The sequence below is a fragment of the Streptococcus mitis genome (genome assembly GCF_009496285.1).
GTDB lineage: Bacteria > Bacillota > Bacilli > Lactobacillales > Streptococcaceae > Streptococcus > Streptococcus mitis_BP.
Window position 1 is genome coordinate 22,179 of sequence record NZ_WIJK01000006.1, and the last position, 21,173, is coordinate 43,351.

Genomic DNA, 21,173 nt, shown 5'->3' on the forward strand with positions numbered 1-21,173 from the left:
TGCTACGTGCAGAAGAGACTTTGTCTACCTACTAGTTTATCATACTTTAAAAGTGTGAGGTTATATATTTTACCTATCAAGGAGATAGAAAAAAACTATTTCAAATCCAAGTTGTCGTAGGTTTTACGATAGCCAATTTGTTTAACAACACCATTCTCCACTAATATTGGACGTTTTAATAACATACCATCACCGGCCAAGAGTTTGGCTGCTTCTTTATTGGATAAAGTCCCAACTTTATCTTTTAAGCCCAGTTCACGGTATTTAATTCCACTGGTATTGAAAAATTGCTTCAACTCAAATCCTGAAGTTTCGATCCAGTTTAAAATGACCTTTTCACTCGGAGTTTCTTCTACAATATGAACATCTTTATACTCTAGCCCGAGTTGATCTAACTCTTTTTTGGCTTTCTTACAAGTTGTACATTTTGGATATTCGATAAATTCTAACATTTTCTTTCCTTTCTATTTCTTATTTTCTTGAAATGCTGCACCTTCATGCTTTAAGAGCCAAGCCTTCTTGTCAATTCCTGAAGCATAGCCTGTTAGACGATTACCAGCACCTAATACGCGGTGACAGGGGACAAGAATAGACCAGGGATTGCGCCCTACTGCTCCTCCGATTGCTTGTGCAGAAGCTACTTGCAAGTCCTTAGCTATTTGTCCATAAGTAACAGTCTGACCAAAAGGAATTCCACGCAAGTAGTTCCAGACTCTTTTTTCAAAGTCACTACCAACAGGAGCCAAAGGTAACTGAGACAAATCTTGATTTTGTCCTTTAAAATAAGCATCTAAATAGCTAGCAATCTGATTTAAGATGGGATGACTTTTCACCTCAACTAGATTACACACCGACAAACCTCGCTCAAAATGGCTCTGTGCTTCAACCCATATCCCAAACAGATAGTGATCATCTGCTATCAAAGATAAGATTCCAATCGGAGACTTGTACAGCATCTTTGCATACTTCTTAGGCATTTGATTTTAATTTTTGATAGGCCAAACGTTCCCCATCTACTGGAACTTTACCGACCTGCTTAAAACCAAGCTTTTCAAAGATATGTTGCATGGCCTTGTTTTTAGCGTGTGTATCTGAACGAAAATCTAGGTAATCAAAGCCTTCAATCAAGCCTTCCAAGAAGGTCTGGGCAACACCTTGTCCTTGCACATCACTAGCGACAGCAATACGGTGAAAAACTAGATACTCTGACTCTCTTCCTTCCCAGCTTCCATCATAAATGGCTTCATAGGCTTTTTCTGGACTCTTGGTTACTGCTGCATAAGCTAAGAGCTCTCCTTCTTCCAGGGCTACATAAGCCTGACCTGAGATAATATCTTCGATAATCGTATCAGTATTTGGATAACCATTTTGCCACTGAGTGCTACCAGCTTCCGCCAAGCATTTTTTAGCTTCCTCAATCACTTGCATAATTGCATCTACTTCGTTTGGAAAGGCTAAACGAATTTCCATCTTATCTCCTCTTTTCTGACTAGTTTCTCTCATCATAGCATAATTTAAGGCTTTCTACAAGCAGTTAAAACTTGACTTTTGATTTCTATTATTTTATAATCTAGTTATCAAAACTAGATAAACAGGAGTTGGAAATGAAATTTACTTTTTCCTACCCAGAATGGGACGAAATTCCAAACATTGATCTCTATTTGGACCAGGTCCTACTTTATGTGAATAAAGTTTGTTCCCCTATTTCTCTTGCTAAAGAAAAAGGTTTAACTGCATCAATGGTGAACAACTATGTCAAACACGGCTATATCAGCAAACCTGAAAAGAAAAAATACCAACGCAAACAAATCGCCCGATTGATTGCTATCACAACGCTCAAGTCTGTTTTTTCAATCCAGGAAATTGCTCAAACCCTTAATACCCTACACACAGAGACTAACTCAGAAGAGCTTTACAATGCTTTTGTAGACTATATGAATGAGGACCTAGACCCAGCCAATCCTATTATCCAAGCAAGTTGCCAAACGGTCAAACTCTATCATCAAACACTAGTACTAGTCTATACAGAAAATGAAGAGGAGGAAACAAATGAATACTAGTTTTAAACTCAGTAAACGCCTTAGTTTTGGAGAAGAAATAGCAAACAGTGTCACCCATGCTGTAGGTGCTGTCATCATGCTCATCTTACTTCCTATCTCATCCACTTACAGCTATGAGGCTCATGGTCTTTTATCTTCTGTAGGTGTCTCCATTTTTGTCATTAGCCTCTTTCTCATGTTCCTTTCATCTACTATTTATCATTCTATGGCTTATGGTTCAACTCATAAGTATGTCTTGCGCATTATCGACCATTCCATGATTTATGTTGCGATTGCTGGCTCTTATACTCCTGTCGTTTTGACCTTGATGAATAACTGGTTTGGTTACCTGATTATTGCTATCCAATGGGGAACAACTATTTTTGGTATTCTTTATAAAATTTTTGCCAAAAAAGTCAATGAAAAATTTAGTCTAATTCTCTACTTAATCATGGGTTGGTTAGTTGTGGCTATCCTACCAGCAATCATCAGTCAAACAAATCCAATCTTTTGGACTCTTATGGTATCAGGTGGTCTTTGCTATACAGTTGGTGCTGGATTTTACGCTAAGAAGAAACCTTACTTCCACATGATCTGGCATCTCTTCATCCTAGCAGCTTCAGCTCTCCAATACATTGCCATTGTTTATTACATGTAAAAATAGGCCGGGAAAATCCCGACCTATTTTTATTTGCACATGTTGATAAAGTATTGATGCAAGCGAAGATCATTTGTCAATTCCGGATGAAAGGAGGTCACTAGCATATTCTTTTCTTGAGCGGCAACGATTTGATTGTTCACTACTGACAGAACATCGACACCCTTACCAACTTCACTAATAATAGGTCCACGGATAAAGGTCATGGGAATCTTGCCAACACCCTTGCAGTCTGCTTCTGTATAAAAGCTTCCTAGCTGACGTCCATAGGCATTACGCTCCACTACTATGTCCATAGTCGCTAGATGGCTTTCCTCTTGAGAAGTGATTTGTCTCGCTAGCAAAATCAAGCCTGCACAAGTTCCAAAGACTGGTAAACCATTGAGAATAGCCTCTCTTATAGGAATCAACATTTGCTGATCTCGCAATAGTTTTCCCATAGTTGTAGACTCACCTCCTGGCAAAATCAAACCTGATAGCTCACTTCGATGTTGCTGAAAGTCTTCTAGATTTCGCAGTTCAACACTTTCAACTCCTAGTTTTGCAAGGACTTTCTCATGCTCTACAAAGGCGCCTTGCAAGGCCGATATTCCAATTTTCATCTATTTTCCTCGCTCCGCCATGAGAATTTGGATTTCATTCTCATTGATACCAACCATAGCTTCTCCCAAGTCTTCAGAGATTTGAGCTAAAATTTGAGGATTCTGATAATTGGTAACAGCCTTGACAATTGCTGCCGCACGTTTAACAGGATCACCTGACTTGAAAATTCCTGAGCCAACAAAGACACCTTCTGCACCTAGCTGCATCATAAGAGCAGCATCTGCAGGTGTTGCAACCCCTCCAGCCGCAAAGTTAACAACTGGTAGTTTTCCATGTTCGTGAACGTATTGAACTAATTCTACAGGTACTTGGAGTTCTTTTGCAGCAACATATAACTCGTCCTCACGGAGATTTTGAATGCGACGAATTTCTTGATTCATCATGCGCATATGGCGGACTGCCTGAACGATATCTCCTGTTCCAGGTTCCCCTTTTGTTCGAATCATTGAAGCTCCTTCAGCGATACGACGCAAGGCTTCTCCTAGATCTTTTGCACCGCAAACAAAAGGAACTTGGAATTCTTTCTTATCCACATGGAAACGATCGTCAGCTGGAGATAACACCTCACTCTCATCGATATAGTCAATCTCGATGGCTTCCAAAATCTGTGCTTCAACAAAATGCCCAATTCGAACCTTGGCCATAACTGGAATACTGACTGCTTCTTGGATTTCCTTGATCATCTTTGGATCGCTCATGCGAGAGACACCACCAGCTGCACGAATATCAGCTGGGATTCTCTCCAAGGCCATAACAGCTGCCGCACCTGCAGCCTCAGCAATTCTTGCTTGTTCAGGATTTTGAACATCCATAATGACGCCACCTTTAAGCATCTGTGCCAAATTTTTATTTAATTCATAACGATTTTCAGTCATTTTTTTCATCCTCAATAGTTGTATTGGTAGCTACAGTTTTATTGTAAGGTATAAAAGACTGCATAACAAGATAAAATAAATCGATTTGTCCGGGTACAATTATATCAATCATCAAAAAAGGCGGTGGGACAGAAATCGATAGACAAAGTCTCGATTTCGTAGTCCCAGCCCCGCGAGGATGATTAGGAGCTTTTGGGAGTCTAAAAGACGAACAAAAAGTTCAATCAGCTACCGCGTCAAAGTTTAATTGCTAATAAAAAGTGAGGTCGGGATCTTTTGTCCCAACCTCCTTATTTCTTAGATTTTTTAATGTTTTTAACAAGATAAAACAGATATCCTGAAACCATGTAGGCAACAAAGATAATGGCTGCCCATCTAAAGACAAATCCCCAACCATGTTTATTGGCATTTAAAAAGAAATAAGGGAAGGGACTATCCTTAGCGTTAGGAACGTCCATCTTTAGAACAAAGCCGTTTAAGATTGCAAATCCCATATAGAGCAGTGGTAAAACTGTCCATACAATAGGATCAAACCACTTATATTGACGACTCTTATCAAAAATGATGGTATCAACTAGAAACCAGAGGGGTACGATATAATGGCAAAGGAAGTTTTCCAAACGGTAAAAATCTTTTGTCAAGGGAGCCAACATGAAATGATAGATGACACAGGTAATCATGATACTCATGGTGATACCACCCTTGAGTCGCAAAAGACTTGAACTTTGCCAATAATCACCCTCACGTCGCATCTTCCATAAAAGATAACCTGTAAAAATCATCACCAAGAGGTTGGAAAGTACTGTATAGTAGAGCAACATTCCGAAACCACCGTGCTTGGTAATTTCCAGATAAATACCTGTAAATGCTGCCAAAAACATAAAAGCCCGACTGAAAAAAATTATTTTATTCCAAGCAGTCATGATTAGATCTTTTTAACAAATTCTGATTTCAATTTCATAGCACCAAAACCATCAATCTTACAATCGATGTTGTGGTCACCTTCAACAATACGGATGTTTTTAACACGTGTCCCTTGCTTAAGGTCTTTTGGAGCGCCTTTTACCTTAAGGTCTTTGATCAAGGTTACTGTATCACCGTCAGCCAATTTATTTCCATTAGCATCGATGGCAACAAGGCCGTCTTCAACCTCTGCTTGCTCAGCAGGATTCCATTCATAAGCACACTCTGGGCAGACTAGCAAGGCTCCGTCTTCATAGACATATTCTGAATTACATTTTGGGCAATTTGGTAGATTGTTCATCTTATCTCCTTCTATTTTCATGATGGTTTGATTGTCAAATTTTCGTTAACAAAGACTATTATACCTTAAAATTAAAAATTTGACAAATTGCTAAAAAACCGACTCACCACTATCGTGGTCAATCGGTTAAAATTTCAATTAAAAATGTTTGACTGCTTCTGATTTAATTTTTTCAACAACTTCTAAAATACTTAGCCCTGTTGTGTCCAAATAGATTGCATCATCAGCCTGTTTAAGAGGAGAAGTTTCACGATGACTATCCTTATAATCACGCGCAGCAATCTCTTCTTTCAAAGTTTCCAAATCTGTTTCGATCCCTTTTGAAAGATTTTCCTTATAACGTCTTTCCGCACGTTCATCCACTGAAGCAACAAGAAAAATCTTCAATTCAGCTTGAGGTAATACAACTGTACCAATATCTCGACCATCCATGACGATTCCGCCTTGTTGAGCAATTTCTTGTTGAAGGGCTACCAATTTTTCACGAATAGCTGGAATGGCTGCAAAAGCAGATACAGCATTGGTTACTTCATTTTCACGGATTGGATTGGTAACATCAACGTCTCCAACAAAAACAAGCTGTTCCCCTGTTTCAGCACGACCAAAGCGAATCGGATATTGTTCCAATAATTCAAGAAGTCGAGAAGACTCTTCTGGACTTACTTGATTGTTCAAAGCGATGTAAGTCGCAGCACGATACATGGCACCTGTATCCAGATAAGTATAGCCAAAGTCCTTAGCGATAATCTTAGCTACTGTACTTTTACCACTGGATGCTGGTCCATCAATAGCGATCTGAATTGTTTTCATTCTAACTCCTATCTTGTCTTAAGGACATCACCAGGATTTGCAAACCAAGTTCCTGAAGACATATGACCAGGGTTCAAGGCTTCAAGCTGGGCAATAGAAATACCTGCTCTAGCTGCAATAGCTGCTTCACCTTCACCTGCAAGGACAGTAATGGTTCCCTCAGCATTTGTATGTTCCTCTGAACTACTTGAAGAAGTTGATCCTGCTTCAGAACTTGATGCTTCAACTGAACTACTTGATGACGTTGAAGAAACTTCCTCTACCTTAGGCGCAGAAGAATCATGAAAATCTTTCAAGGCTGCTGTACGATCACTTCCACCAGATGACAGGTAGATTAGAATAGCAATCATACCGACAACGATAACAAAGAAAATACAGGCCAAAATGGTTAGAATACGGTTGGCTACCACTCCTGTTCCCTTATTTCCTCTACTTCTTCGTTCCGAACGACTTTCCTCGATGTCGTAAATATCTTCTTGCCATGGTTCCTTTTCCATACCTTACTCCTTGTTTTTTTTCTAATTTCTTATTACAATATAAATATGAAAATCACACTTATACCTGAACGATGCATTGCCTGTGGGCTATGCCAAACCTATTCTGATTTATTTGATTACCATGATAATGGTATTGTGCGTTTCTATGATGATCCTAATCTACTAGAGAGAGACGTCCCAGCTAGTGAAGAGCTAGTGGAAGCTGTGAAACAGTGCCCCACTCGCGCGCTTATCAAAGATTAATTTGTCAGCAGTGGTGATTCGATTTCCAAATCCCACTTCTTCTAGTTTAGCATATTTTTCCAGAAAATTATAGTCTTTTGAAGGACTAATTTTTATCAAAGCCTATCTCGGCTCACTCTGTTCTTTTATCAGATAGAGGGGCCTTTTTTTTGTTTCTAGATAAATTTTACTGACATATTTTCCCAGAATACCAATGGTCAATAATTGGACACCACCAAGAAATAGAATGACAGCCATCAGAGATGTCCAGCCAGAGGTTGGATTCCCAAGCATAAGAGTACGAATAACTACAAAAAGGGTCATCACCAAAGCCATAAAACAAGACGTAAGACCAGCAACAAAGGCTAATATCAAAGGAAAATCTGAAAAATTTACAATCCCTTCGATAGAGTAGAAAAAGAGTTGCCTAAAGCTCCAACTAGTCTTACCTGCCTGCCTTTCAACATTAGGGTATTCTAGATAGTGAGTATGAAAACCAACCCAGGCAAAGAGGCCTTTAGAAAAGCGATTGTATTCTGTCAATTCTAACACTGCATCTACTACTGATTTTCTCATCATCCGAAAATCACGAACCCCTAGGGGAAGAGCTACTGGGCTAATTTTTTGCATGAAACGATAAAAAAGATTGGCACAGAAACTACGTAGAAATGGCTCTCCCTCTCGACTAGTTCTACGAGTTCCCACACAGTCCAAATCCGGATTCTGATCTAGTAGTTCTTTCATCTCAAGCAGGAGGTTTGGCGGATCCTGAAGGTCTGCATCCATAACCACAACCAAATCTCCACTTGCTTGCTGTAATCCTGCATATAAGGCCGCTTCCTTCCCAAAGTTTCGCGAGAAAGAGATATAATGTACTGCAGAATTTTGCTCCCTATATGCCTTTAAAACTTCCAAAGTCCTATCAGTTGACCCATCATCTACAAAAATATATTCGATTTCTGTTCCCAAATCTGGAATCAGAGCTTCAAGAGTTTGATAAAAAAGAGGAAGTACTTCCTCTTCGTTTAAACATGGGACTATGATTGAAATCATCATTTTAGTCTTCAAATCCATTTGGATGTTTGCTCTGCCAACGCCACGCATCTTCACACATTTCTGTAATACCAAGTCCTGCTTCCCATCCAAGTTCTTCCTTAGCTTTGGCTGGGTCTGAGTAACATTCTGCAATATCACCAGGACGGCGCTCCACAATACGATAAGGAATCGGGCGTCCGACTGCTTTTTCCATATTTTGGATAATTTCAAGGACAGAATAGCCTTTCCCTGTACCAAGGTTGTAAATGTTTAGTCCTGAACCTTTTTGAAGCTTCTTAAGGGCCGCAACGTGCCCTTTTGCTAAGTCAACGACGTGGATATAGTCACGAACACCTGTTCCATCTTCTGTATCGTAGTCATCTCCAAAGACCTGAACTTGTTCCAACTTACCAACTGCGACTTGTGTAACATATGGAAGAAGGTTATTTGGAATACCGTTTGGATTTTCACCCAAATCACCGCTCTTATGCGCTCCGATTGGGTTGAAGTAGCGAAGTAAAACAACGTTCCATTCTGAATCGGCTTTATAGATATCCGTCAAGATTTCTTCAAGCATCAACTTAGTACGACCATAAGGGTTAGTAGCAGAAAGAGGGAAATCTTCGAGGATTGGAACAGTATGCGGATCTCCATAAACTGTTGCTGAAGAGCTGAAGATGATATTCTTACAGTTTGTCTCTTCCATAACTTTCAAGAGACTGACAGTTCCAGCAATATTGTTATCATAGTAGGCAAGTGGGATACGTGTAGATTCCCCTACAGCTTTCAAACCAGCAAAATGAATCACACCTGTTGGTTCTTCATGTTTGAAAATATCACGAAGTGTATCTGTGTCACGAATATCTGCTTCGTAGAAAGGAATTTCTACCCCAGTGATTCTTTCGACTACTTCAAGACTTTTACGACTACTGTTTACCAAATTATCGACAACAACAACTTGGTGTCCTGCTTGGACCAGTTCGATGACGGTGTGAGTTCCGATAAAACCAGCTCCACCCGTTACCAGAATTTTTTCTTGCATTTTATTTCCTCAATTCTTGGATTATTTTTTTCATTTTACCATTTTTGATAGGGAAAGTCATTTACTTTCCTAACACTATCGTAAAATCTAAGTAAAAGATTTACTATTGTTTCTTTTTAATGTATCTTTCAGTTGGATAATCTGCTGGATCCAATACTCCACTTCTTCCTTGAAGCATTTGAGCTAGGTGATAACCGATAATAGGACCAGTCGTTAACCCTGAAGATCCTAGACCACTTGCTGTATAGACTCCTGATAAGTTTGGAACCTGTCCGAAAAATGGAGAGAAATCACTTGTATAAGCACGAATCCCCACACGTTCACCAGATGAAATTGCCTCAGCCAGGGCTGGATAAAATGGACTCGCCGCCACAACCATTTGATCGAGCAAGGTTTCATCCACTGTCAAGTCAAATCCCATGTCATTCTCATGGGTAGCTCCTAGAGATAACTTACCTCCAGGAAATGGTATCAAATCCCACTCACCTTCCGGCATGACAACAGAATAGCTTGCCATGTCTAAATCAACCTGATAATCTCTAAGTTGACCTTTTTGAGGACGAACATCCACCTCATAGCCTAAAGGCTCCAAAATGTGTCCAAGCCAAGCTCCCGTAGATAAAATTACTTGATCAAACATTTGATTGTCTATCTGATAGCCTGATAATAAAGGAGTTAGACTAACCTCTTTCTTTACGACCTTAACCTGACTGGCCTCCAGTAAACGACCCACTAGGAGTTGCCCATCTACTCGAGCTCCTCCAGAAGCATAGAGCAATCTCTCAAATCCCTTTAGACCAGGGAATAGGCTGCTTGCAGCAGCTTGGTCCAAAATGGCTAATTCGCCAATTAAGGGAGATTCATCTCTACGTTGCAAGGCTAAATCATAAAGTTCCTCGAGCTTGGAATCATCTTTTTTGAGAAGGAAGACTCCTGAGCGCTGGTAGAAATCAACCTTTTGACCAGTTTTTTCTAAATCAGCTAATAAATCTACATAAAAGTCTGCTCCTAGGCGAGCCATCTTGTACCAAGCTTTGTTACGTCGTTTAGAGAACCAAGGACTGATGATTCCTGCAGCTGCCTTGGTCGCTTGTCCGTATCCATGATCAAAGACAGTTACTTCGATATCTGCTTCTTTAGAGAGATAGTAGGCAGCTGTTGCCCCTACAATTCCTGCTCCTACAATGGCAACTTTTTTCATTGTCTTTACCTTCTAACTAGATATGATGGAATGGATTGGTAGAAGCCTGACTTGCGACAACTTCTAGCGACCAAGCATTCTCTTCCTTCCATTCATTCAGAAACGTTGCAATTCTTTCAACAAAGAGAACCTCAATATAGTGGCCTGGGTCCAGAGCCAACAAGCCGTCTGACAACATATCTTGGGCAGTGTGGTAATAGATGTCACCAGTAATGTAAAGATCTGCTCCTTTTGCTAAAGCATCAGAGTAGAAAGACTGCCCACTGCCGCCACAAATGGCCACTCTTGAAATGGTCTTTTGCAAATCACTCTCATGATAATGTACCATTCGAAGACTATCTAGACCAAAGACTTGCTTGACACATTGGGCCAATTTCCCAAATGTCTGAGGCTGAATATTTCCAATACGTCCAATCCCACGTTCAGGGCCTGTCTCCTGCAGATAAATCGTCTCCTCGATACCTAGCATCTGGCAGAACCAGTCATTGAGACCATTTTCAACGATATCAATATTGGTATGGCTAACATAAACTGCGATGTCATGCTTGATTAGGTCGATGTAAATCTGATTTTGAGGACGACTAGCTACCAAGTCCTTAATCGGACGAAAGATAGGCGCGTGCTTAACGATAATCAGATCAACACCCTTGTCAATAGCTTCAGCGACTGTCTCTTCACGGATATCAAGAGCAACCATGACCTTTTGAATTTCCTTGTCTAGGGTGCCAATTTGCAGACCACGACTATCACCTTCCATAGAAAATTCTTGTGGGCAATAGGCTTCATAACGCTTAATCACTTCACTTGCTTTCATGGAGCACCTCCTTGATGGCTTGAATTTTATCTGCTAGAACTTGACGTTCTTCTTGATTTTTTTCTGGAATTTGACTAAGGGCAAACTCAAGCTTGCTGACTTCTTTTTGCCATTTTTGGATGAAGATTGGACTAACTTCTTTGGACAAGAATGGGCCAAAGCGGACATCAGTTGCTGATAGATTCATTTTACCAACTTCTGCAACTATGATCTCGTAGAATTTCCCAGCTTCTTCTAGAATACTTTCTGCTGTGATTTGAAAACCATGCTCTTGTAACCAAGAACGCAACTCATCTTCACGATTATTGGGTTGAAGAATCAAACGCTCAACATTGGCAAGTTTGTCTAATCCTTCTTCTAATATCGTAGCAATCAAACGACCACCCATTCCGGCAATAGTGATAACAGAAACTTGGTCAGCCTCTTCAAAAGCAGCCAAACCATTGGCTAAACGGACCTGAATTTTCTCAGTCAAACCATGCCTCTCAACATTTGTAACTGCAGATTGGTAGGGACCAACTACTACCTCTCCTGCAATGGCACGCTCAATATGCCCTTTTTCAACTAATTCAATCGGCAGATAAGCATGATCACTCCCGACGTCCAGTAAAACGGCTCCTTGAGGTACAAAAGAAGCTACCGTTTCTAATCTCTTCGAAATCATTTTCTCTCACTTTCCAAAAGTCTATTTCCCTTTATTATACCATATTTTGTCTAGCAATTCTGTACCTAAAAAAGACCGCAATCAAGGATTGCAGCCTTTCTTTATTTTTTTGCTTGATAACGACTTGTCAGGATGAAAATGACAGCAAATATGACCATCATAATGCCATAGACAGGTAATGTTTGTCCTGTAAGTGTTGAAATTTCAAGCAATTTTTGAATTCTTGGAAATAGAGCTGTTCCAAGGAAGCCACCAACTGACCAAATAATCAAGAGAACACGCCACAGACTAAATGGCAAGCAAGCTCTAACTACAGACATGAAACCAATTGATGCCAATAGATAATACAGAAGTGTTGAAATTTCAATAGCTGTCCAGCCTTGACTTGTCCCAAAAATTTTAACAAAGAGAACACTAAAAACTACCATCAAGGCACTTGGTAGTGCACGGAGCATGGATTTTCTGAGGAAGTTTTGTTCGACTGGTTTGATATTTCGTTCAAAGGTCAATACGAACGGCGGGAATCCTTCCACAAACTGGTCAATCATGGTAATCTGAATCGGAATAAATGGGAAAATCAGAATCCATTCACTACGTCCCAACAATGCACTCGCAATACAGATGATTGCCAATAAAAATGAATAGATTGTCTTAATCAAGAAAATTGGAGCAATGTGAGCAATATTATTAACCACACGACGACCTTCAAAGAGAATCTCAGGAACATCATTAAAGTCTGAGTTCAAGAGGACCAGATTTGCAATCTGACGAGTCGCTGGATCTCCTTCAGCCATCACGATGGAACAATCTGCCTCACGGAGGGCAAGGATATCATTGACACCATCTCCTGTCATTGCAGTCGTATGACCTGCTTTTTTCAACGTTTGGATGATCAGTTTCTTTTGATGAGGAGAGACACGTCCGAAAATCGCTGTCTCCTCAGCCATGGCAACCAACTCTTCATCAGTAATTTTCGAGCAATCTACGTAGCTGTGGTAATCTGCAAAACCAGCTTTTTGAGCAATACTTGAAACCGTAACTGGATTATCACCAGAGATAATTTTCAGCCCCACTTCCTGAGAACGAAGATAGTCTAGAGTTTCAGCTGCCCCTTCTCGGATTGGATCTAGAATTTCAAGCAAAGCCAAGGCTTGCATATCCGATGGTTTCTGTGGCTTGTGATGATCAAGTTTTTCTTGACTGAGGGCCAGAACTAAGACACGAGATCCTCGTTCAAGAGCTTCTCTAGCCTCAGGAACTTCAGCATTCAACAACATCTCAGGTGCACCTAGGAAAACAGTTCCGAGACCTTCCAACTCCATTGCTCCCCATTTACGATCGCTTGAAAATGGAAGACTAGAAATCATCGGATAAGCTACTTGACCTTGAAAACGTTGACGGATAGCTTGAGCTGTAGGATTTTTATCCTCGCTGTTTGCCATATAGCTGGTTAGTATGTCGGCAATAGCATCCTTGTCATAAGCCTGGGTCAGAGGAAGAACAGTCTCAACCTGCATCTTACCTTGGGTGATGGTACCTGTCTTATCCAAGCAGAGCATATCCACGCGCGCTAGGGTTTCAACAGAGTACATCTCCTGCACCAAGACCTTTTTCAAACCAAGCTTGATAACAGCGGTTAAAAGAGAGGTAATGGTCAAGAGGGCAATCCCCTTAGGCAACATTCCCAAAAGAGCTGTAGAGGAATTCACTACAGAAGACTTCAGTGGTAAACCTTTCAAGACCAAGGCTTCAAGCAAGAGGGCAATTCCAAATGGAATGATGATTTTTCCAGTAAAGCCTGCTAGCTGGTCTAGCGATTTCATGATACGAGAATTGATTGGTTTAACGGTCTTAGCTTCAAGCATGAGTTTAGCTGCATAGTTATCTGCTCCTACATGATGAACCTGAGCGAGGACAGAACCACTGGCAAGAAAACTACCGGACAGCATTAAGTCTTCTACTTCTTTTTGCACCAAGTCGCTCTCGCCCGTTAACATGGCTTCATTGACTTCTGCAAAACCTTCTAATACAATCGCATCACTTGGAATTTGATCCCCTGCAGACAAGCGAATCACATCATCCAAAACAAGCTCTTCAGGGTCTAAAGCAATTTCTTGTCCATCACGGATAGTGGTAATCTTTTCTTTATTCAGGAGATTGAGTTTATCAACCATATGCTTGGCACGTAGCTCGGTTACAATTCCTGAAAAAGCATTAAAACAGATAACCGCAAAGAAAACCAGGTTGCTCCAGGCTTGAACAAAAGCGAGCGCTAATGCAATAGCAAAGTTTAAAGCATTGAAGAGAGTAAAGACATTTCGTTTTACAATCTGCCAAGTACTGGTACTAGCTGATGCTTTGAAATCATTGACCTGTCCCTGTTTCTGACGTTCTTTAACTTCTGATTGGCTTAAGCCTATAATTTTATTTTTATCCATAAGTTCTATCATATCATTTTTTTAAAAATAATTCTAATTTCATATGAAGAGCAATTCCGCCTAAACAAAAAAACATTTGCTTGTCCTAGTATGATAAGGTATAATAAAAGAAAGAAAATTGAAGGAGATACCATGTTTTATACTTATCTTCGTGGGCTGGTTATGTTGATTCTTTGGTCTATCAACGGTAATGCTCATTATCATAATACGGATAAAATTCCGAGTCAAGATGAAAACTATATTCTAGTTGCGCCCCATCGTACCTGGTGGGATCCAGTTTATATGGCCTTTGCGACCAAACCGAAGCAATTTGTATTTATGGCTAAAAAGGAACTCTTTACCAACCGTATCTTTGGCTGGTGGATTCGCATGTGCGGTGCCTTTCCAATCGATCGTGAAAATCCTAGCGCTTCGGCTATCAAATACCCTATCAATGTTCTTAAAAAGAGCGACCGCTCTCTCATCATGTTCCCAAGTGGCAGTCGTCATTCCAACGATGTTAAAGGTGGTGTTGCTCTGATTGCTAAAATGGCCAAGGTTCGCATCATGCCAGTTACTTACACTGGCCCAATGACCTTAAAAGGACTCATCAGTTGTGAACGTGTCGATATGAACTTCGGAAATCCTATCGATATCTCGGACATTAAGAAGATGAATGATGAAGGAATTGAGATGGTTGCTGAACGTATCCAATCAGAATTCCAACGTCTGGATGAGGAAACAAAACAATGGCACAATAACAAAAAACCAAATCCTTTGTGGTGGTTTATTCGCATACCAGCACTGATTCTTGCTGTCTTAGTTGCGATTGTTACCATCATCTTTAGCTTTATTGCAAGTTTTATCTGGAATCCTGAAAAAAACAAAATCAATTAGGTTAGAAGAAAATGGCTTTAGGACATTCCCTAAAGCTATTTTAATTTGACTGACAGCCGATTACTTTTAAATAAAACATTTTATTGACAAAGATTTGATTCTATAGTATACTTTTTAAGTAAGCTGATTTAGCTCAGTAGGCAGAGCGCATCCATGGTAAGGATGAGGTCGCCGGTTCGATCCCGGCAATTAGCATTGTTCATCAGTTCCTTGGTATAGGAACTTTTTTTATTGACATTTTATTGTCCTTATAGTAAAATAAAACTTGCGATGAGTCGATATGTAGCGAGAGCTACTATTGAGCAAAGGAGGTCATAACGCAGGAGCGGACCTTGAGAAATTGTGTGAACCGGTTTCTCACATGGAGATGCCTCTCAGGCTTTCTGGTTTTCCAGAGAGTTTTTTTTATTTTGCTGAGTCCTACTAGGTCGCATCTTTTGTCTTTTCCTTCCGACAATAAACATCTATAACTTCACTCAGTTATATGCTTATAGGCTTTTTATTGTAACAACTTTTCTTTAAAAACAATCCTTGCTAAGATTAGCCATTAAGATACTAAAGTGACCAATGAAAGCTCCACTCACATCACTAAAAACATGGAGAATGCAGTTTTAGATCTTTTAGATTCAATATCATCAAATAGGAAAAAAAGTTTTGCCCCTCGCCACAAAATCATAACCACCCGTCTAACGGGTGGTTTGCACCAGGGCTATAAGCCCAAATTACCAGCCAGCGCCTAAAGACGCTGGCTTTCACGTTGTTCAAGCCTCATTGCTCTTGACTCGTCACTTGCCTCTTAAAGAGGCGTGAGTATTACTTACCACTATCCCTAAAGGGATTCTCATATTCTTTCACACTTAATTTATCAAGTGCTATATCATGCTTTTCCTGATCTTGTATGTATTTCCTTATCGTGGCTTCATTAAGCCCTACTGTACTCACATAATAACCTTCTGCCCAGAAATGCCGATTCCCAAACTTGTACTTGAGGTTGGCGTGTTTGTCAAACATCATGAGTGCACTTTTACCTTTTAAATAACCCATAAAACTCGAAACACTTATCCTTGGTGGAATACTTACTAACATATGTACATGGTCTGGCATTAAGTGACCCTCGATAATTTCAACTCCTTTATAGCTACACAAACGATGAAATATTTTACCTAAACTACTCCGATATTGATTATAGATGACTTTTCGTCTATACTTAGGGGTGAACACAATGTGATACTTACAGTGCCACTTTGTGTGTGATAAACTATGAGACTTTTGTACCATGGTTTTCTCCTTTCGCTTTACAATTGGCTTGAACACCTTTATTGTATCGCGTTTGGAGTTTTTTTGGTATAACCTTCGACGCGCACCCGCATAGCGGGTGGTTTATTTGTCTCGCACCTCACGGAGCGAGACGGACTAATAGTCACATAAATTTAAAAAATTCTACTGAAGTTTCATTCAGTAGAATTTTCATTTTCAGAGGATTCGTTGTTTTAATAGATTAAGGTTCTAGATAGAATACTAAAAATTTCAAATTTTTATTTTTAATCTTCATTAAATTGCGTATTTATAGTTTATTTTTTAGATCAATAAAAGTTATGTATTTTCTTTATAAAATCTTTAAATTTATATTTTATTATTGAAGTGTAAATTTAAGGAGGATCAAAATGGAAAAAAATATTTTAGAGACACGGAATTTGTCAAAGAAATTTGGGAATCAACTTGTAGTGAATAATATTTCATTACAAGTGAAAGAGAATAGTATCTACGGATTACTTGGTCCAAATGGTGCTGGGAAATCAACTACACTAAAGATGATAACAGGAATGCTCCATAAATCGTCCGGAGATATTATATTTGATAATCATATATGGAGTAGAAAGGATCTCGAACAAATTGGTGCCTTGATAGAGTTACCTCCGTTGTATGAGAACTTAAGTGCAAGAGAAAATTTAAAAGTAAGAACAATGTTACTTGGATTACCCGAATCAAGAATTGATGAAGTTCTAAAAATCGTTGGTCTATCAAATACAGGTAAAAAAAGAAGTGGAAAATTTTCTTTGGGAATGAAACAACGATTAGGAATTGCAATAGCACTGTTAAATAATCCTAAATTATTAATTTTAGATGAGCCAACCAACGGCTTAGATCCATTGGGAATTCAAGAATTAAGGGAGATGATTCTTGGTTTTCCAAAACAAGGCATTACAGTAATTCTATCCAGCCATAATATTTCCGAAGTTGAGCAAGTTGCAGATTATATCGGAATAATATGTGAAGGTGAATTAAAATACCAAGATATAAAAAACTCTCAAGAAAGTTTAGAAAATTTATTTTTGGAAGTAGTAAAGAAGGGGAATTAAAAATGATAAATTATATCCTTAGTGATTATTTAAAATATAAAAGAACTTTTTTAAAAAAAATAATCTATATAATACCTATATCTTTGATAATTCTTTCTTATATACTGGCACCACCATATTTTACAGTAGATTCATATAATTGGTGGTATACTATAATTATGCCAATTACTTATGCACTGATTCTTGCTTTAATGAATCGATACGAAGATAAAAAAATAAAATATAGGGCAGTTTATCCTCTAAGTATTGATTTAAGAAAGATTTGGATATCAAAAATTATTGTAGCAAGCTGTTTGATTCTGATGACAAGTTTGGTTCATTTGATAGCAGTTTTAATTGTGCAATTTATTTTTGGAGAACAAATATTTTTAAGCTATAGCTTTAGTACTTTATTAGTTTCGAGTATAGCATTAGTGGTATCAAGCATATGGCAAATTCCATTTTGCCTACTATTAGCTAAAAAGTTTGGTTTTTCTATTAGTCTTATGATAAATGGTTTACTAGGTGTTGTACTTGGAATTATGTTTTCTGCTGGAGATTATTGGTTGTTTTCCCCATATAGTTGGAGTATAAGAGCTATGGTTCCAATGCTGAAAATTATGCCAAATGGACTACCAGCAGATGCAGGAAATATGATGTTAAACACATCCATTTTGCCTCCATGTATCTTCTCAATTCTGTTATTTCTTCTATTATCTTACTTATCATCTATTTGGTTTGCAAAACAGGAGGTGGGATAGTGATAAATATTTTAAAGTCTGAACTATATAAGATAAAACATACTTGGTTACCCTGGTTATATCTGTTTCTCCCAATACTATTTGTGATTATGATATATGCTGGTTTTAAATTTACGAGCCTAAGTAGGTATTCAATTGAGGATGTCACATTAAATTATTTGATTACGTTAGGTGCATTGTTCCCGATTATTATTGGTTTTATTACTGCAAAGGTAATAGAAATGGAAGCAGAAGCAGGTTGTTTTCAGATAATGTTAACTGGTTCGCAATCAAGAACTAGTATGTATATTGGTAAGTTATTATCCTTATTGTTGTGTGCATCTCTATCACTTGTTTTACTCCAAAGTAGTTTTTTGATGTTTTTTAATTATCAAGAATTTTATGATTTGATATTGGAATTAGTCTTAATGATTATCGGAGTTGTTCCGTTATATTTAATACATCTGGTTATTAGCCTCAGATTTGGGAGTGGTGCCTCTATTGGTCTTGGTTTCTTTGAAACATTGATAGCTCTGCTTGCTGTTACAAGTATGGGGGATAAGATTTGGTATTACATACCAAGTTCTTGGTCTTCAAGACTTTGTGGTCTTTACTTTGTAGATAAAATATCTGGTGAAAACTTATTTTATTATGAATTTTTTAAATGGTCTTTAGTTGCAACACCAATGATAGTTGTAATTTTATTTGTAAGTTTGATTTGGTTTAATAAATGGAACGGCAGAACTAATATGGAATAGAAATGAAGGTGGTAATAAGATGGTGAAAATATTGGCTATAGATGATGAAATGGATCTTTTGATCTTAATCAAAAATATTTTAACGCAAAAATTATACCATGTAGATATTTTTCAAAATCCAACAGAAGTACCTATTTCTAAATTAACAGAGTATGATTTAATCTTGTTAGATATAATGATGCCAAAAATCGATGGTATATCTTATTGTAAATCTATTAGAGATAGAGTAGACTGTCCCATCTTATTTTTAACTGCAAAATCTTTGGAAAGTGACATTGTTTCGGGTTTATCAACAGGAGCTGATGATTACATTCTAAAACCTTTTGGAGTAAATGAATTAATTGCGAGAGTTGATGCCCATTTACGTCGAGAAAACCGAGAGAGACATTTAAGTTTAAATCTTGGAGAAATTAGATTTGATTTATCAGCGAATATAATTTATGTAAATGATAAGAAAATTCCTTTTACAAAATCTGAGTATCGAATTTGTGAACTTCTGGCACGTAGGCGCGGGCAAGTATTTTCAAGAGAACAGATTTATGAGATGATATTTGGATATGATGGGATAGGTAATTCTTCAGCTATTTCAGAACATATTAAGAATATTCGCGCAAAACTACAGAAGGAAGGTGTATCTCCAGTTGTAACTGTATGGGGGATTGGATATAAATGGGAATAAAATTAAAAGGGCAATCGCTAAGAATAATATTTTTAGAATATCTAATAAGTGTAGGAATTGTACTGTTTCTTTCAGTTGGTTTAGTAATTCTGATGTTCACCACCATGTATTCATTAGGATTTATTTTACCTGCCGATTACACAGAAAATCAGATTTATGAGAGGAAGAATGCGATAGCCAATACAGAGACTTTTGATAAAAATCTTATACCAGATAATGCTTCATATCTATTAATTTCAAAGGATGGGAATATCATTACTAGTTCAATGAGTAAAGATGAAGAAGATAGAGCAATTCGATACTATAATAATGAGAGAGTATATAATACCCCATCTTATAGCTATATAGAAATTTTACGAAATGACGGTTATTGTATTATTCAATATTCAGTAAAACCCTATTTTACAAATAAATTCATGGCAAAATATTTTCCTAATGTCAATGTAGTGTATGTCAGTATTCTTATTTTAGTTAGTTTACTAAATACATTGGTTGTTACAATAGTATGGGCTAAATATCTTGTGAAACAACTCTCACCTATATTTGCTGCTTCCGAAAAAATATCAGAACAAACTTTAGATTTTGACCTGCATTATTCAAGAGTCAAAGAATTTAATGAAGTTCTATTTAGTTTAGAGAAAATGAGAAATGCTTTGCAAGAGTCATTAATCAAAGAGTGGATACAGGAAGAAAACAAGCAAAAACAGATTTCTGCTTTGATACATGACTTGAAAACCCCAGTATCTATTGTTCAAGGAAATGCTGAGTTGCTTAAAAAGACATCTGTGACAGAGGACCAGAGTATTTATATAGATTATATACTGAGGAATAGCAATAGAATATCTGAATATATAAAAACACTTCTAATCATGAATAAGAATTCTAATGCCACTGAATACCAGCCACAATCGTTGGCAGTAAAAACTGTATCAGAACAATTGGTAACAGTTTCTAAAGAACTAATGTCAATTAATTCTAACAATCTAAAAACTAATGTAGTAGTTGAAGATGGTATAATGAGTGTAGACTTGAAACTCTTAGAGAGAGCATTGCAAAATGTCTTAGCGAATTCAATTGAAAATAATAATGGAATAGGTACATTGGAATTGAATTTAAAAACTGTAGATGAATTTTTAGAAATATCAGTATTAGATAACGGGAAAGGTTTTTCTGATATCGATTTAATTCACGCAAAAGAACAGTTCTATCGTGGAGATTATAGCAGGCATTCTGCAACCAATTATGGTATTGGATTATTTATTACTGAACAAATAATTAAATTACATGGTGGATCAGTAATCTTGAAAAATAGAGAAGCTTGTCGTGGTGCTGAAGTTAAATTTATATTACCGATACAGAATGATAAATGAGCCAGATTAACACTTAACTTATGTAATAATTAATCTAACAGCCACTAACATCAAACTTTATAACATGTTCATAACTGTATTTAACGTCAATTTGTAAATGTTAACTTCGAACTTTCACTACAAATTACACTAAGATAGAATATTATCTAGTATTACTCATACGGTACACAGAGTTTGTTAGTCTGAATATGTCGGAATGAGGGGAAATATTAAAAAACTAATCAATAAGTATTAAACTTTATATAAAAA

The 21,173-nt window shown here is 37.8% G+C and carries 25 protein-coding genes and 1 tRNA gene; 10 read left to right on the forward strand and 16 right to left on the reverse strand.

All coding sequences use genetic code 11. The features are described 5' to 3' along the window. Positions 1–95 precede the first annotated feature (95 nt). From GEZ89_RS03005 to GEZ89_RS03015, 3 genes are read right to left on the reverse strand one after another with little or no spacing between them, the layout of a single operon-like run. Entirely contained in the window at positions 96–452 is a 357-nt protein-coding gene (locus GEZ89_RS03005) for a Spx/MgsR family RNA polymerase-binding regulatory protein (RefSeq protein WP_075227438.1), read from the reverse strand. Between the two features lie 12 nt (positions 453–464). Further along, on the reverse strand, positions 465–956 hold the full coding sequence (locus GEZ89_RS03010; RefSeq protein ID WP_075227439.1) for a methylated-DNA--[protein]-cysteine S-methyltransferase: 492 nt from the start codon (positions 954–956) through the stop codon (positions 465–467). Between the two features lie 13 nt (positions 957–969). Then, a complete protein-coding gene (locus GEZ89_RS03015) occupies positions 970–1,470 on the reverse strand; it encodes a GNAT family N-acetyltransferase (protein ID WP_075227440.1) in 501 nt (166 codons plus the stop codon). A gap of 134 nt (positions 1,471–1,604) precedes the next feature. Here GEZ89_RS03015 and GEZ89_RS03020 point away from each other — a divergent pair, with 134 nt between their 5' ends. After that, positions 1,605–2,060, forward strand: coding sequence for a DUF1836 domain-containing protein (locus tag GEZ89_RS03020; RefSeq protein ID WP_075227441.1), 456 nt, complete (start codon positions 1,605–1,607; stop codon positions 2,058–2,060). Next, a complete protein-coding gene (gene trhA, locus GEZ89_RS03025; RefSeq protein WP_075227442.1) occupies positions 2,050–2,697 on the forward strand; it encodes a PAQR family membrane homeostasis protein TrhA in 648 nt (215 codons plus the stop codon). Before GEZ89_RS03020 ends, trhA begins: the two co-directional genes overlap by 11 nt. Positions 2,698–2,726: 29 nt before the next feature. Here the strand turns inward: trhA and pdxT are convergent, their stop codons facing one another. The 6 genes from pdxT to GEZ89_RS03055 form a co-directional block, all read right to left on the reverse strand. Then, positions 2,727–3,299, reverse strand: a complete 573-nt coding sequence (gene pdxT, locus GEZ89_RS03030; RefSeq protein ID WP_153224914.1) for a pyridoxal 5'-phosphate synthase glutaminase subunit PdxT — start codon at positions 3,297–3,299, stop codon at positions 2,727–2,729. Continuing rightward, on the reverse strand, positions 3,300–4,175 hold the full coding sequence (gene pdxS, locus GEZ89_RS03035) for a pyridoxal 5'-phosphate synthase lyase subunit PdxS (RefSeq protein ID WP_006153788.1): 876 nt from the start codon (positions 4,173–4,175) through the stop codon (positions 3,300–3,302). 290 nt (positions 4,176–4,465) lie between these two features. Then, on the reverse strand, positions 4,466–5,098 hold the full coding sequence (locus GEZ89_RS03040) for a Pr6Pr family membrane protein (protein WP_153224915.1): 633 nt from the start codon (positions 5,096–5,098) through the stop codon (positions 4,466–4,468). A 2-nt stretch (positions 5,099–5,100) separates the two neighbouring features. After that, a complete protein-coding gene (locus GEZ89_RS03045) occupies positions 5,101–5,439 on the reverse strand; it encodes a zinc ribbon domain-containing protein YjdM (RefSeq protein ID WP_001061595.1) in 339 nt (112 codons plus the stop codon). Positions 5,440–5,577: 138 nt separating this feature from the next. Beyond that, the gene (cmk, locus tag GEZ89_RS03050; RefSeq protein ID WP_153224916.1) at positions 5,578–6,249 is read right to left on the reverse strand and encodes a (d)CMP kinase; all 672 of its coding nucleotides are present in this window, start codon (positions 6,247–6,249) and stop codon (positions 5,578–5,580) included. 8 nt (positions 6,250–6,257) lie between these two features. Then, positions 6,258–6,746, reverse strand: a complete 489-nt coding sequence (locus GEZ89_RS03055) for an SAG1386/EF1546 family surface-associated protein (RefSeq protein ID WP_153224917.1) — start codon at positions 6,744–6,746, stop codon at positions 6,258–6,260. A gap of 45 nt (positions 6,747–6,791) precedes the next feature. On the opposite strand from GEZ89_RS03055, the gene GEZ89_RS03060 reads away from it, so the two are divergent. Beyond that, positions 6,792–6,989 (forward strand): ferredoxin, encoded by a 198-nt coding sequence (locus GEZ89_RS03060; RefSeq protein WP_194251823.1) that lies wholly within the window; start codon positions 6,792–6,794, stop codon positions 6,987–6,989. A 102-nt stretch (positions 6,990–7,091) separates the two neighbouring features. Here the strand turns inward: GEZ89_RS03060 and GEZ89_RS03065 are convergent, their stop codons facing one another. The 6 genes from GEZ89_RS03065 to GEZ89_RS03090 form a co-directional block, all read right to left on the reverse strand. Continuing rightward, positions 7,092–8,042, reverse strand: a complete 951-nt coding sequence (locus tag GEZ89_RS03065) for a glycosyltransferase family 2 protein (protein ID WP_075230403.1) — start codon at positions 8,040–8,042, stop codon at positions 7,092–7,094. Continuing rightward, positions 8,026–9,045: a UDP-glucose 4-epimerase GalE gene (gene galE, locus GEZ89_RS03070; protein WP_153224919.1), complete on the reverse strand. Its 1,020-nt coding sequence runs from the start codon at positions 9,043–9,045 to the stop codon at positions 8,026–8,028. The genes GEZ89_RS03065 and galE overlap by 17 nt, the downstream gene beginning before the upstream one ends. A gap of 103 nt (positions 9,046–9,148) precedes the next feature. Beyond that, the gene (locus GEZ89_RS03075; RefSeq protein ID WP_153224920.1) at positions 9,149–10,246 is read right to left on the reverse strand and encodes an NAD(P)/FAD-dependent oxidoreductase; all 1,098 of its coding nucleotides are present in this window, start codon (positions 10,244–10,246) and stop codon (positions 9,149–9,151) included. Positions 10,247–10,262: 16 nt separating this feature from the next. Beyond that, a complete protein-coding gene (locus GEZ89_RS03080; protein WP_153224921.1) occupies positions 10,263–11,060 on the reverse strand; it encodes a Nif3-like dinuclear metal center hexameric protein in 798 nt (265 codons plus the stop codon). Further along, entirely contained in the window at positions 11,047–11,724 is a 678-nt protein-coding gene (locus tag GEZ89_RS03085) for a tRNA (adenine(22)-N(1))-methyltransferase (RefSeq protein ID WP_153224922.1), read from the reverse strand. Before GEZ89_RS03085 ends, GEZ89_RS03080 begins: the two co-directional genes overlap by 14 nt. 101 nt (positions 11,725–11,825) lie before the next feature. Beyond that, complete coding sequence (locus GEZ89_RS03090) at positions 11,826–14,162, reverse strand: cation-translocating P-type ATPase (protein ID WP_153224923.1); 2,337 nt, start codon at positions 14,160–14,162, stop codon at positions 11,826–11,828. Between the two features lie 132 nt (positions 14,163–14,294). Between GEZ89_RS03090 and GEZ89_RS03095 the strand changes: the two genes are divergently transcribed. Continuing rightward, a complete protein-coding gene (locus tag GEZ89_RS03095) occupies positions 14,295–15,038 on the forward strand; it encodes a lysophospholipid acyltransferase family protein (protein ID WP_194251824.1) in 744 nt (247 codons plus the stop codon). A 122-nt stretch (positions 15,039–15,160) separates the two neighbouring features. Further along, positions 15,161–15,233: transfer RNA gene (locus GEZ89_RS03100), tRNA-Thr, on the forward strand. Positions 15,234–15,851: 618 nt separating this feature from the next. Here GEZ89_RS03100 and tnpA read toward each other — a convergent pair. After that, on the reverse strand, positions 15,852–16,316 hold the full coding sequence (gene tnpA / locus GEZ89_RS03105; protein ID WP_153224925.1) for an IS200/IS605 family transposase: 465 nt from the start codon (positions 16,314–16,316) through the stop codon (positions 15,852–15,854). Between the two features lie 386 nt (positions 16,317–16,702). Between tnpA and GEZ89_RS03110 the strand changes: the two genes are divergently transcribed. From GEZ89_RS03110 to GEZ89_RS03130, 5 genes are read left to right on the forward strand one after another with little or no spacing between them, the layout of a single operon-like run. Then, positions 16,703–17,398 (forward strand): lantibiotic protection ABC transporter ATP-binding protein, encoded by a 696-nt coding sequence (locus GEZ89_RS03110; RefSeq protein ID WP_153224926.1) that lies wholly within the window; start codon positions 16,703–16,705, stop codon positions 17,396–17,398. Positions 17,399–17,400: 2 nt separating this feature from the next. Continuing rightward, complete coding sequence (locus GEZ89_RS03115; protein WP_153224927.1) at positions 17,401–18,138, forward strand: lantibiotic immunity ABC transporter MutE/EpiE family permease subunit; 738 nt, start codon at positions 17,401–17,403, stop codon at positions 18,136–18,138. Further along, positions 18,138–18,875: a lantibiotic immunity ABC transporter MutG family permease subunit gene (locus tag GEZ89_RS03120; RefSeq protein ID WP_194251825.1), complete on the forward strand. Its 738-nt coding sequence runs from the start codon at positions 18,138–18,140 to the stop codon at positions 18,873–18,875. The genes GEZ89_RS03115 and GEZ89_RS03120 overlap by 1 nt, the downstream gene beginning before the upstream one ends. 19 nt (positions 18,876–18,894) lie before the next feature. After that, positions 18,895–19,554: a response regulator transcription factor gene (locus GEZ89_RS03125; protein ID WP_075229881.1), complete on the forward strand. Its 660-nt coding sequence runs from the start codon at positions 18,895–18,897 to the stop codon at positions 19,552–19,554. After that, positions 19,545–20,924: a sensor histidine kinase gene (locus tag GEZ89_RS03130; RefSeq protein ID WP_153224929.1), complete on the forward strand. Its 1,380-nt coding sequence runs from the start codon at positions 19,545–19,547 to the stop codon at positions 20,922–20,924. Before GEZ89_RS03125 ends, GEZ89_RS03130 begins: the two co-directional genes overlap by 10 nt. The last annotated feature ends 249 nt before the right edge of the window (positions 20,925–21,173 follow it).

What these genes read in the sequence shown, in the direction of transcription:
- GEZ89_RS03005 (WP_075227438.1), bottom strand. Translation starts at nt 452, where the DNA reads ATGTTAGAATTTATCGAATATCCAAAATGTACAACTTGTAAGAAAGCC.
- GEZ89_RS03010 (WP_075227439.1), bottom strand. Translation starts at nt 956, where the DNA reads ATGCTGTACAAGTCTCCGATTGGAATCTTATCTTTGATAGCAGATGAT.
- GEZ89_RS03060 (WP_194251823.1), top strand. Translation starts at nt 6,792, where the DNA reads ATGAAAATCACACTTATACCTGAACGATGCATTGCCTGTGGGCTATGC.
- tnpA (WP_153224925.1), bottom strand. Translation starts at nt 16,316, where the DNA reads ATGGTACAAAAGTCTCATAGTTTATCACACACAAAGTGGCACTGTAAG.
- GEZ89_RS03045 (WP_001061595.1), bottom strand. Translation starts at nt 5,439, where the DNA reads ATGAACAATCTACCAAATTGCCCAAAATGTAATTCAGAATATGTCTAT.
- galE (WP_153224919.1), bottom strand. Translation starts at nt 9,045, where the DNA reads ATGCAAGAAAAAATTCTGGTAACGGGTGGAGCTGGTTTTATCGGAACT.
- pdxS (WP_006153788.1), bottom strand. Translation starts at nt 4,175, where the DNA reads ATGACTGAAAATCGTTATGAATTAAATAAAAATTTGGCACAGATGCTT.
- GEZ89_RS03095 (WP_194251824.1), top strand. Translation starts at nt 14,295, where the DNA reads ATGTTTTATACTTATCTTCGTGGGCTGGTTATGTTGATTCTTTGGTCT.
- GEZ89_RS03055 (WP_153224917.1), bottom strand. Translation starts at nt 6,746, where the DNA reads ATGGAAAAGGAACCATGGCAAGAAGATATTTACGACATCGAGGAAAGT.
- cmk (WP_153224916.1), bottom strand. Translation starts at nt 6,249, where the DNA reads ATGAAAACAATTCAGATCGCTATTGATGGACCAGCATCCAGTGGTAAA.
- GEZ89_RS03015 (WP_075227440.1), bottom strand. Translation starts at nt 1,470, where the DNA reads ATGGAAATTCGTTTAGCCTTTCCAAACGAAGTAGATGCAATTATGCAA.
- GEZ89_RS03130 (WP_153224929.1), top strand. Translation starts at nt 19,545, where the DNA reads ATGGGAATAAAATTAAAAGGGCAATCGCTAAGAATAATATTTTTAGAA.
- GEZ89_RS03110 (WP_153224926.1), top strand. Translation starts at nt 16,703, where the DNA reads ATGGAAAAAAATATTTTAGAGACACGGAATTTGTCAAAGAAATTTGGG.
- GEZ89_RS03040 (WP_153224915.1), bottom strand. Translation starts at nt 5,098, where the DNA reads ATGACTGCTTGGAATAAAATAATTTTTTTCAGTCGGGCTTTTATGTTT.
- GEZ89_RS03020 (WP_075227441.1), top strand. Translation starts at nt 1,605, where the DNA reads ATGAAATTTACTTTTTCCTACCCAGAATGGGACGAAATTCCAAACATT.
- GEZ89_RS03125 (WP_075229881.1), top strand. Translation starts at nt 18,895, where the DNA reads ATGGTGAAAATATTGGCTATAGATGATGAAATGGATCTTTTGATCTTA.
- trhA (WP_075227442.1), top strand. Translation starts at nt 2,050, where the DNA reads ATGAATACTAGTTTTAAACTCAGTAAACGCCTTAGTTTTGGAGAAGAA.
- GEZ89_RS03065 (WP_075230403.1), bottom strand. Translation starts at nt 8,042, where the DNA reads ATGGATTTGAAGACTAAAATGATGATTTCAATCATAGTCCCATGTTTA.
- GEZ89_RS03090 (WP_153224923.1), bottom strand. Translation starts at nt 14,162, where the DNA reads ATGGATAAAAATAAAATTATAGGCTTAAGCCAATCAGAAGTTAAAGAA.
- GEZ89_RS03075 (WP_153224920.1), bottom strand. Translation starts at nt 10,246, where the DNA reads ATGAAAAAAGTTGCCATTGTAGGAGCAGGAATTGTAGGGGCAACAGCT.
- GEZ89_RS03085 (WP_153224922.1), bottom strand. Translation starts at nt 11,724, where the DNA reads ATGATTTCGAAGAGATTAGAAACGGTAGCTTCTTTTGTACCTCAAGGA.
- GEZ89_RS03115 (WP_153224927.1), top strand. Translation starts at nt 17,401, where the DNA reads ATGATAAATTATATCCTTAGTGATTATTTAAAATATAAAAGAACTTTT.
- GEZ89_RS03080 (WP_153224921.1), bottom strand. Translation starts at nt 11,060, where the DNA reads ATGAAAGCAAGTGAAGTGATTAAGCGTTATGAAGCCTATTGCCCACAA.
- pdxT (WP_153224914.1), bottom strand. Translation starts at nt 3,299, where the DNA reads ATGAAAATTGGAATATCGGCCTTGCAAGGCGCCTTTGTAGAGCATGAG.